This window comes from Aeromonas sp. 603079, from assembly GCF_049172135.1.
In the GTDB taxonomy this organism is placed as follows: Bacteria; Pseudomonadota; Gammaproteobacteria; order Enterobacterales; family Aeromonadaceae; genus Aeromonas; species Aeromonas veronii.
In genome coordinates, this window is record NZ_JAAKPX010000008.1 from 49,857 (window position 1) to 60,960 (window position 11,104).

The 11,104-nt window shown below is 60.1% G+C and carries 9 protein-coding genes; 2 read left to right on the forward strand and 7 right to left on the reverse strand.

The window, feature by feature from the left end:
• Positions 1-59: 59 nt before the first annotated feature.
• From G5287_RS07530 to yqhD, 7 genes are all read right to left on the reverse strand, one after another.
• Positions 60-1,460: an L-cystine transporter gene (locus G5287_RS07530; protein WP_421231107.1), complete on the reverse strand. Its 1,401-nt coding sequence runs from the start codon at positions 1,458-1,460 to the stop codon at positions 60-62.
• A gap of 133 nt (positions 1,461-1,593) precedes the next feature.
• Entirely contained in the window at positions 1,594-2,895 is a 1,302-nt protein-coding gene (locus G5287_RS07535; protein ID WP_421231108.1) for a serine dehydratase subunit alpha family protein, read from the reverse strand.
• Between the two features lie 21 nt (positions 2,896-2,916).
• Positions 2,917-3,585 (reverse strand): helix-turn-helix transcriptional regulator, encoded by a 669-nt coding sequence (locus tag G5287_RS07540; protein WP_421231109.1) that lies wholly within the window; start codon positions 3,583-3,585, stop codon positions 2,917-2,919.
• Between the two features lie 147 nt (positions 3,586-3,732).
• On the reverse strand, positions 3,733-4,512 hold the full coding sequence (locus G5287_RS07545; RefSeq protein WP_421231110.1) for a substrate-binding periplasmic protein: 780 nt from the start codon (positions 4,510-4,512) through the stop codon (positions 3,733-3,735).
• Positions 4,513-4,610: 98 nt separating this feature from the next.
• A complete protein-coding gene (gene pntB, locus G5287_RS07550) occupies positions 4,611-6,095 on the reverse strand; it encodes a Re/Si-specific NAD(P)(+) transhydrogenase subunit beta (protein WP_069526987.1) in 1,485 nt (494 codons plus the stop codon).
• 11 nt (positions 6,096-6,106) lie between these two features.
• Positions 6,107-7,633: a Re/Si-specific NAD(P)(+) transhydrogenase subunit alpha gene (gene pntA / locus G5287_RS07555; protein WP_040070064.1), complete on the reverse strand. Its 1,527-nt coding sequence runs from the start codon at positions 7,631-7,633 to the stop codon at positions 6,107-6,109.
• Between the two features lie 507 nt (positions 7,634-8,140).
• Entirely contained in the window at positions 8,141-9,304 is a 1,164-nt protein-coding gene (gene yqhD, locus G5287_RS07560; protein WP_005356302.1) for an alcohol dehydrogenase, read from the reverse strand.
• A 157-nt stretch (positions 9,305-9,461) separates the two neighbouring features.
• On the opposite strand from yqhD, the gene G5287_RS07565 reads away from it, so the two are divergent.
• Both G5287_RS07565 and G5287_RS07570 read left to right on the forward strand, forming a co-directional pair.
• Positions 9,462-10,364, forward strand: coding sequence for an AraC family transcriptional regulator (locus G5287_RS07565; protein ID WP_421231111.1), 903 nt, complete (start codon positions 9,462-9,464; stop codon positions 10,362-10,364).
• A 17-nt stretch (positions 10,365-10,381) separates the two neighbouring features.
• A complete protein-coding gene (locus G5287_RS07570; protein WP_421231112.1) occupies positions 10,382-10,894 on the forward strand; it encodes a lipocalin family protein in 513 nt (170 codons plus the stop codon).
• Positions 10,895-11,104 lie beyond the last annotated feature (210 nt).

Consider the following 11,104-nt stretch of genomic DNA (forward strand, 5'->3'; position numbering starts at 1 on the left):
CTGCGGTCTATGACGGGAAAGAGTCGCCCCTTTCCACGGGCAGATCAACCGACAGCAAATCAGACGGTGGACTCTTCGCCGTCCAGACTCACTTCGTTATCGCTGTTGAACACATGCATGTCGGTCTCGCCCATCAGGCGGCTGGTGACCGTCCCTGCGGTGATGGAACCGGAAACGTTGAGCGCGGTACGGCCCATGTCGATCAGCGGCTCGATGGAGATGAGCAGACCGGCCAGCGCCACCGGGAAGTCCAGCGCGGAGAGCACGATCAGCGCGGCAAAGGTGGCGCCACCGCCAATCCCGGCCACCCCGAAGGAGCTGACTGTGATGATGGCGATCAGGGTCATGATAAAGCCGGGATCCATCGGGTTAACCCCGACGGTCGGCGCAATCATCACGGCCAGCATGGCCGGATAGATACCGGCGCAGCCGTTCTGGCCGATGGTGGAACCGAAGGAGGCGGCGAAGTTGGCGATCCCCTCAGGAATACCCAGCGACTTGGTCTGGGTCTGCACGTTCATCGGGATGGAGCCCGCACTGGTGCGCGAGGTGAAGGCAAACGCCAGCACCGGCGTGATCTTCTTGAGGAAGCGCAGCGGGTTGATGCCGACCATGCTCACCAGCAGCAGGTGCACGACAAACATGATGGCGATAGCGCCGTAAGAGGCCATCACAAAGCTGAGCAGGTTGAGGATGTCAGCATAGTTGGAGCCGGAGACCACCTTGGTCATCAGCGCCAGTACACCAAACGGGGTCAGGCGCAGCACCAGGGTCACCATTCGCATCACGATGGCATGAGCCACGGCCACGAAGTGGCTGAAGCTGGCGAAGATCTCCGGCTTCTTGCGGGCGATGCCGGTAGCTGAGAGGCCAATGAAGATGGAGAAGATCACCACGGCGATGGTGGAGGTCTTGCGGGCCCCGGTCATGTCGAGGAAGGGGTTGGCGGGAATGAACTCCAGCATCATCTTGGCGAAAGACATGCTCTCGACGCTGCCGAGGGTGGTCTGCAGCGCGGCGCCCCGGGCGCTCTCGGCGGCACCGGAGGTGAGCCCTTCAGCAGTCAGGCCAAACAGGTTGGACATCAGGATGCCCGCCCCGGCGGCGATGGCGGTGGTGAAGATTAGCACGCCTATGGTCATGGCGCTGATCTTGCCCAGCGCAGTGCCACCATTGAGCTTCAAGATAGCGCTGATGATGGAGACCATGATGAGCGGGATGATGATCATCTGCAGCAGCTTCACATAGCCGCTACCCACGATATCCAGATAGTCGATGGTCTGAACAATGACGGGCGAACCTGCACCGTAAAGCAGTTGCAACGCGGCGCCGAACAGAATACCGAGCCCCAGACCGGCAAATACCCGGCGGGTGAAGCTCACATGTTTTTCCTGTAACCGGTAGAGAAAGAACAGCAAGATGGCGGCGATGGCCAGATTGCCGATAACGCTAAATGTCATGGTATGACTCCCCAAAAAGCGGGCTTGCGCCCGAGAAACAAGAGCAAGCGCCATGCTTGCCCTGGCAACCGTGTCAGACGGTCTGCGCCGTCGTGACAAGAACAAGGGGGTCTATCGCCCCCTTGTCACAGATTCACTGCTTCTGCTGTTTCGCTCGCATGATGTTGATGATTTCGATGTCGGTATCCAGCATCCCCTCTTTGGAGAGGCGGCCCAGATTGGCGATGGTCTGGTCCACATCGTCGGAGACGATCCCCTCGATCTGGGGCACATGCAGATTGTTGATGGCCATCAGGGAGGATTTCACCGCCGCCGAGGTGGAGGTAGAGACCTTCATGGAGCAGGCGCTGCCGGCGCCGTCACAGATGATGCCGGAGACATCGCCAATCATGTTGTTGATGCAGTGGCTGATCTGCTGATACTGGCCGCCCAGCAGCCAGGTGATGGCGGCACCGGCCCCCATGGCGGCGGTACTGGCGGCACAGAGGGCCGACAGCTTGTTCTGATAGGTCTTGATGTAGATGGCCACCAGATGGCTCATCACCAGTGCCCGGGTCAGCTGCTCGTCGCTCGCCTTGAGGAAGCGGGCAGCCGCGACCACAGGCATGGTGGCGGCAATGCCCTGATTGCCGGAACCGGAGTTGGACATGGCGGGCAGCATGGCACCATCCATCCGCGCATCGGAGGCAGCGGAGGAGAGGCGCATCGCCAGGGTCATCAGGTCATCGGAGAGCAGCTTGCGCTCCACCTGCTCGGTGAGGATCTTGCCGATCTTCAGGCCGTAACCCTGCAACCCTTCGTCCGCCAGCGCCTGATTCATGGTGGCGGCCTCGCGGATAAAGTCGATCTCCGCCAGCGGCACTTCCAATGCAAAATCGACGATCTCCCGCAGGGTCATGGCCGGTTTGGCGGATTTGGCTGGCTGGATCTGCACGCCGGGGGCACTGGCCTGCTCCATCAGAACCTCGCCATCCTTCTCCATCAGGATGATGCGGGTGTGGTCGGTACAGATCACCACCCGGGTGCTATGGCCCTCCACTTCGGCCAGCACCTCGGCGTAGAGCACGTCAGGCACATCCTTCACATCCACCTTGATGACCGGCAGCAATGCCTTGGCCGCTTCCACCTGTTCTGGTGTGAGGGTCTTGAGCACCTCCAGCCCGGCATCGGGATTGCCGCCGGTGATGCCGACCGCAGCGGCCACCGGCAAACCGATCATGCCGGTACCCGGCACCCCGACCCCCATGCCGTTCTTGAACAGATTGCCACTGACCCAGACGCTGATGCGGGTCGGGGTCTCCCCCAGCAGCTTGCGGCAGTTGGCCGCTGCCAGCGCCACCGACATCGGCTCGGTACAGCCCAGTGCCGGCACCACTTCACGCTTGAGCAGGGTAATAAAGTCGGTCCATTGTGCTTTCATCGCAGTGTTTCTCATGTTCAGGGTGCCCGCAGGCAGTTATGGCTTGTTCAGATCCGCCTTGTGATTGCGGATATGCAGATAAACAGTATGACGGGAGATGCCGAGCATCCGGGCAACCAGCTGGGCCGCCTCCTTGATCTCGAAGATCCCCATGTCGAAGAGCCGGGTCACTATCTCCTTGTTGCGCACCGTGCAGGAGAGCGAATCGTCCCGATCCACCTTCTCAATCACCTGGGTCACCAGATCGTCCACCGAGCTGGCAAAGGTCTCGTTGTTGAGCGGCGCCGGTGCCGCTGGCAGCGCAAAGGTATCGAGCAGGCAGCCAAGGGAGGTATCCAGACTGAAGTTCACGCAGAGCATGCCGATGGGCTTGCCCTGCCGGTTGCTGATAGTGATGGAGGAGGACTTCATCAGCGTCCCGTCGCGGGTACGGCTGAAGTAGCTGCTCCACTGGCTGCCCGCCTCCCCCTGCAAGCGGTTGAGGGCAAAGTCGGTGACCGGCGCCCCCTCCCGACGACCGGTGACATGGCCATTGGCAATCTTGATGACCGATGCATCCAGCATATCGAACGCATGCAACACCACCTCGCACCCTGCGCCAAACAGCGCGGCCAGCGCCTCGACCGCGGGCTCGAAACTGGCGATCAGATGACGTTCTTCATCCGTTAACGAATTGATCTGGTCAGTGATGGCTGCTGTGGACATATATGAGTAACTTTGAGTAAACCGCAGTTGATTCTACTATCAACAAGATCAACTAATGTTGAGCGGCATCCCCTTTTTGTTCGCCATTATGCCCACCTTTTAACAAAGTGCGACAAATTGTGAAGCGGCGCACAGCAGGGCGGCAACTCAGAGGTGATAGCGGGCCAGCAGCTGCTTGTAGGCGGGAGTCTGTTTGAACGCCTTGAGGGCAGAGGAGAAGCGGATAGCCAGCTGGTCGTGGCCGGGCTTGTGGGTAAACGCGAGGAAGTTGCGGTTGTCGTCGGTCAGCAGGCGCGAGCCATAGCTCACCTGATCCTGCAGCCCCTGGGTATGCAGCAAGTAGCGACCGACCCGCTCGTTGAGCACCACCCCGTCCAGCCGACCGGCCATCATCAGATGCAGCTGTTTGATGGCATTCCCCTCCCCCGTCATCGGCATCCGGATCACCCCGGGATCGGTCAGAAAATCGGGGCTGTAGGCATAATCTTCCTGAATACCTATCCGCAGCCCCTTGAGGTCGGAGAGCTGCCTGAAATCCACCGGACGAGCCGATGGATAGAAGAGCACTTCACCGCTGTAAGAGAGCGGCTCTTCGGGGTAGTGGAGCCAGTGCTGGCGGGAAGGTTCAAAGAAGACGTCGACTACCGCATCCCCCTGCTTGAGACGGGCCTGCTGCAGAACCCGCTTCCAGGGCAGCACCCTGATTTCAGTGCGATAACCCATCTGGCGCAACACGGTACAGGCCAGATCGAGATCGGCGCCAGCCAGCTCGCCATTGTCACCACGCATCACATAAGGGGGCCACAGCTCGGTCAGCAGCGTCAGAGTCGGCGGCTCGTTCGTCGCCACGGCCGAACCAGTACCAAACAGGGAGGCCAGCAGCCAGCCGTACCACCCGATCCTTCGCCAACCCTGACACCACATCATGGAGATCCCTCATGGTCCGTATGGATTGAGGATATACAAGGGATGGGCAATAAAAAAGGAGGCCGAAGCCTCCTTGATATCCACTCTCTGAATGGCACTTACAGTGCTTTCAGGATTGCCTCGACGCTGGCCTTGGCATCGCCAAACAGCATCTGGGTATTTTCCTTGAAGAACAGCGGGTTCTGGACACCGGCGTAGCCAGTGTTCATGGAGCGCTTGAAGCCGATGACATTCTGCGCTTTCCACACTTCCAGCACCGGCATACCGGCGATCGGGCTGCCCGGATCTTCCATCGCGGCCGGGTTGACGGTGTCGTTGGCACCGATCACCAGCACGGTGTCGGTATCGGCGAAGTCCTCGTTGATCTCGTCCATTTCCAGCACGATGTCATACGGGACTTTCGCTTCCGCCAGCAGCACGTTCATGTGGCCAGGCAGACGACCGGCAACCGGGTGGATACCGAAGCGCACCTTGACGCCGCGGTCACGCAGCTTCTGGGTGATCTCGGCAACCGGATACTGAGCCTGTGCCACCGCCATACCGTAGCCCGGGGTGATGATGACGGAGCTGGAGTTCTTCAGCAGGTCAGCCACTTCCTCGGCGCTGGTTTCGCGGTATTCGCCCATCTCCTGATCAGCCGTGGAGGCCACGCCATCGGAGCCGAAGCCACCGGCGATCACGGAGATGAAGGAGCGGTTCATCGCCTTGCACATGATGTAAGAGAGGATGGCACCGGAGGAACCCACCAGAGCACCGGTGACGATCAGCAGGTCATTGGAGAGCATGAAGCCCGCCGCTGCTGCTGCCCAACCGGAGTAGGAGTTCAGCATGGAGACCACGACCGGCATGTCGGCACCACCGATGGAGGCAACCAGATGCCAGCCGAAGGCGAAGGCGATCAGGGTCATCACCAGCAGAGCGAAGGTGGAGCCACCGGCGTTGACGAAGTAGACCATCAGGGCCAAAGAGGCGACCACGGCCAGCAGGTTCAGCTTGTGGCGGTGCGGCAGCATCAGCGGCTTGGAGGAGATCAGACCGCGCAGTTTGCCGAAGGCAACCACGGAACCGGTAAAGGTTACGGCACCGATGAAGACGCCCAGGAAGATCTCGACCAGATGGATGTTCAGCATGGCGCCGGTCAGGTGCTCGACCTGAGCAACGCTGTTGGCCTGCTCGAACGCCGCACGGGCGGCTGCCAGGGTGGCATCCAGATTGGAACCGACGGAGACGACGACCTCAGCAGGTGCAGAGGGGTGCAGATCGATGAAGCTGTTGAAGCCCACCAGCACTGCCGCCATACCCACGAAGCTGTGCAGCACGGCCACCAGCTCGGGCATCTCGGTCATTTCGACCTTGAGCGCCAGACGCACGCCGATGGCACCGCCGATCACCATGGCCAGAATGATCCAGTGAACGCCACTGGTCTCCGGGTTGAATACGGTGGCGAGCAGGGCGATAGCCATACCCGCGATACCGAACAGGTTGCCATGCTTGGCCGTTTCTTGCTTCGACAGTCCCGCGAGACTGAGGATGAAGAGCACGGCGGCAACGATATAGGATGCTGTTACCAGTCCTTGAGACACGTTAAACCCCCTTAATCCTTACGGAACATCTTCAGCATGCGCTGAGTGACGGTGAAACCGCCGAAGATGTTGATACTGGCAATCAGCACGGCGATGAACGCCAGCGCGGTGACCAGGGTCGACCCTTGCCCGATCTGCAGCAGGGCACCGACCACGATAATGCCGGAGATGGCATTGGTGACCGACATCAGCGGCGTGTGCAGGGCGTGAGAGACGTTCCACACCACGTAGTAACCGACCACACAGGCCAGGATGAATACGGTGAAGTGGGAGAGGAAGGCTGCCGGGGCAACGGAGGCGATCCAGCCGAAGGCGGCGATGCCGAGGGCACCGAACACGAACTTCTTGTTGGAAGGCTTGGCCTCTTCCTTCTTGGCGGCCGGTTTGGCGGCGGCCGGTTTCTGCGGGGCGGCAGAGACGGAGATGGCGGGCGGCGGGAAGGTCACTTCACCTGCCTGGATCACCGTCATGTTGCGCTGAACCACGTCTTCGAAGTCGATGGCAACGTTGCCGTCCTTCTCCTTGCACATCAGCTTCATCAGGTTGACCAGGTTGGTACCGTAGAGCTGGGAGGATTGGGCAGGCAGACGGCCCGGCAGATCGGTGTAACCGATCACCTTGACACCGTTGGCGGTGACATGCAGTTCACCAGGCACTGTGTATTCACAGTTGCCGCCAGCCTGAGCGGCCATGTCCACGATGACGGAGCCCGGCTTCATGCTGTCGACCATCTCTTTGGTGATCAGCTTGGGAGCAGGCTTGCCCGGGATCAGAGCGGTGGTGATGATGATGTCCACCTCTTTGGCCTGCTGGGCGAACAGCTCCATCTCGGCCTTGATGAACTCATCGGACATGACTTTGGCGTAACCATCGCTGGATGCGCCATCTTCGCCACCGAAGTCGAGCTTGAGGAATTCCCCACCCATGGATTCGATCTGCTCGGCCACTTCCAGACGGGTATCGAAGGCACGCACGATGGCACCGAGGGAACCGGCAGTACCGATGGCAGCCAGACCGGCCACACCGGCACCGATCACCAGTACCTTGGCAGGCGGCACTTTACCGGCTGCGGTGATTTGACCGGTGAAGAAGCGACCGAACTGGTGCGCAGCTTCAACCACGGCGCGATAGCCACCGATGTTGGCCATGGAGGAGAGGGCATCGAGGGACTGGGCACGGGAGATCCGCGGCACCATATCCATCGCCATCACATTGATGTTGCGCTCGGACAGCTTCTTGACCAGCTCGGGGTTCTGGGCAGGCCAGATGAAGCTCACCAGAGTGGCGCCATCTTTAATTTGTGCGATCTCGGCATCGGTCGGCGCATTGACCTTGAAGATAAGGTCGGCTTGCCAGACATTCGGCACCACGCTGGCACCGGCAGCCTCGAAGGCGGCATCATCGAAGCTGGCCGACAGGCCTGCGCCGGTCTCGATGGCGACCTCGAAGCCGAGCTTTTTCAGCTGCTCGACGGTAGCCGGGGTCGCTGCGACCCGGGTCTCACCGGCGAGACTCTCTCTCGGTATTCCAATCTGCATGACTATTCCCTGATGGTTAATAAACAATCGCTGCCCAGTGTCTCACTTCTGACGAAACAAGACATGACCAAAGTGCAGGTCCAGGGCTCTTTGTTATGAAAATCAGTAGGCTTTACCTCAACCTCCTGTCATGGTCAGGCCCCCGCTTTTCAGGCGCGAAGGTGATTAGTATCAAATTTTGGAGTTTTATTACAACCGCAGTCCCGACGGCACTCGTACAGAATTCAGCCCATCCCTGGCTACGATTAAAAAAAACAAACCAAATTAGAGGCTTATACCAGTAAAAACGGCTGAAAAAAGTGATCCAACCAGTCAAAAAAAATGTTTTACCGGCCCTCTATCTTAGCGTTTTTTGTTCTTACGAAATCCGCTTTCGTCTCACTTCTCGCAGCGAAACGCCGAAAAGTAACATTTTCCCAACAAAAGCGGGGCCGCTCAGCCGCCAGATGGCGGGAGAGGGCCCCGGCAATTCAATCGTTTCGCCCGTTTGGCACCGATTGGCGGACCTTACCAGGCCGCTTCATAAATATGCTGGCTCTGCACCAGATCGATGTCGCTGTGCTCGCCCAGACGGGTCATGCCGTGCTCACCCAGCTTGCCGATCAGGGTGTCGATACCCAGATCTTTGAGACCGTAGTCGCGCAGTCGGGTCTTGACCCCCATCCGCTCGAAGAAGTCGCGGGTCGCGGCGATGGCATCGTCGATGCGCTCCGCTTCGCTGCCGCTGTTCAGACCCCACACCCGCTCTGCGTATTGCAGCAGCTTGGCATGTTTCTGTTTGCGCTTGGCCTGCAGCAGGGCGGGCAGCACCACCGCCAGAGTCTGGGCGTGGTCGAGGCCGTGCAGGGCAGTCAGCTCGTGACCCAGCATGTGGGTGGCCCAATCCTGTGGTACACCGGCACCGATCAGGCCGTTCAACGCCATGGTGGCACTCCACATGATGTTGGCGCGCACCTCGTAGTTGTGCGGCTCGGCCAGCGCCTTGGGGCCCTCTTCGATCAGGGTCAGCAGCAAGCCTTCAGCGAAGCGATCCTGCACCTTGGCATTGACCGGATAGGTGAGGTACTGCTCCACGATGTGAACAAAGGCATCCACTACCCCGTTCGCTACCTGACGCTCGGGCAGGGTGTAGGTGAGCACCGGATCGAGCACGGCGAAGCGCGGCATCACGAACGGCGAGAAGAAGTGCACCTTGTCGCCACTGCTGCGACGGGTGATGACGGCACCCATGTTCATTTCGGAACCGGTCGCCGGCAGGGTCAGCACGGAACCGAGCGGGATGGCGGAGCGCACTTCGCTGCCGACGGTCTCGAGAATGTGCCAGGGATCCTTGGCCAGATCGTAGTGCGCGGCAGCGGCGATAAACTTGGTGCCATCGAGCACTGAGCCACCGCCAACGGCGAGCAGGAAGTCGACCCGCTCGGCACGGGCCAGCTCCACGGCGCCCATCAGGGTCTCGTAGGCCGGGTTCGGCTCGATGCCGCCAAATTCAAACAGAGTCATGCCAGCCAGCTCGTTGCGGATCTGCTCCAACAAGCCGCTGCGTACCACGCTGCCACCACCGTAGGTGATCATGACGCGGGCGTCGCTCGGAAGCTGCTCGCGCAGCTGGGCGATCTGCCCTTGGCCGAACAGGATTTTGGTCGGGGTATGGAGAGTAAAGTTGTTCATCGACATTGCCTTCTTCTGATAGTCAGGGCGGCCTGGCCGCGAAATCGTGATTGCATTTTTCTCCAGAACCACCCTACCATCAAGACAACATCCTGCTTGATTCTTGCCTATTTCTACAAAGCAGCGAAAACCGGAACTGTCGAATCAAAGAGTGCCCATGCAAAACCGTTACAGCGACCTCGCAACCAGATTGACCCGCCACGTCACCGCCCCCGGCATCACCCCATCACCGGTGAAACAGGTCAACCTCATCTATACCACCGAGCACCATGGCCGCACCCCGGTGCTCTACCAACCGCGGATGATCGTTATCCTGCAGGGGCACAAGGTGGGTTATCTGGCGGATCAGGTGTTTCGCTACGACCCCAACCACTATCTGCTAATGACCCTGCCGCTGCCCTGCGAGTGCGAGTGCTTCGCCTCCCCCGAGCAGCCGCTTATCGGTTTTACCATCGAGATCGATCTGGTCACCCTGCAAGAGCTGCTGCTGGAGCTGGGCGATGCCTTGCCCGCCCCCGCGCCACAAAAGAGCGGTGTCCACTCGGTCCCCCTGTCGGAAACCATGTTCTGCGCCGCCGAGCGACTGATCGAGCTGATGGATAACCCGTTGCACGCCAGGGTGCTGGGACCGCAGACGGTACGCGAGATGCTGTTCCACGCCCTCACCGAGGTGGGCGGCCCGGCGCTGCAAGCGCTCGCCAATCGCCACAACCATGTGGGCCAGATCGCCCGGGTGCTGCGTATGATAGAGTCACGTTATGCCGACAACCTTACCATGGAGGAGCTGGCGCGGGAGGTGAACATGAGCGTCTCCGCCTTTCACCACCACTTCAAGGCGGTCACCGCTACCTCGCCGCTGCAGTACATCAAGTCGTTTCGCCTGCACAAGGCGCGGATGATGATGTTGCACGATGGCATCAAGGCGGGCACCGCGGCGGCCAGAGTCGGTTACGAGAGCAACTCCCAGTTCAGCCGGGAGTACAAGCGCTTCTTCGGCAGCACGCCGACGGATCAGGCCTCCCGCTTCCGGGATGGCCAGCTGCGCATTATCGAGGGATAACAAGAGAGGGATTACTTATGCGTTCACTGCTTTGCCTGTTCACCGCTTTGCTGCTGACAGCCTGTACCGGGATTGCCGATGGCATCCGCCCCGTTACCGGCTTCCAGCTCGATCGTTATCTCGGTACCTGGTACGAAATCGCCCGCCTCGACCACAGCTTCGAGCGGGGGCTGGAGCAGGTGAGCGCCACCTACAGCCTGCGGGACGATGGCGGCGTCAAGGTGCTCAACCGCGGCAAGCAGAGCGATGGCAGCTGGCGCGAAGCCGAGGGCAAGGCCTACTTCGTCGGCAACCCGGACGAGGCGCGGCTCAAGGTGAGTTTCTTCGGCCCCTTCTACGGCGGCTACAACGTCATCGACCTCGACCCCGATTACCAGCTCTCGCTGGTGACCAGCTACAACCACGACTACCTCTGGATCCTCTCCCGCTCACCCAACCCGCCCAAGGCGAAGGTGGATGCGCTGGTCGCCAAGGCAAAATCGCTGGGCTTTGCCACCGACCAGCTTATCTGGGTCAAACAGACTCATTGACCCCCGCTACCGGTGGCGAAACGCCTTCGCCACCGGTTCTCTCCGCCTCTCCCTTTCACTTTCCTCACCCCAGCTCCGCACAACCACAGTCATACCCAGCCATTCGCTGACGGTTGCCAGATAGACATTGCGCAACAATCCCCATCACCCATCACCCATCACCCATCACCCATCAATGGAAGAGAATAGCGATCATATTGTCAGCCCAAT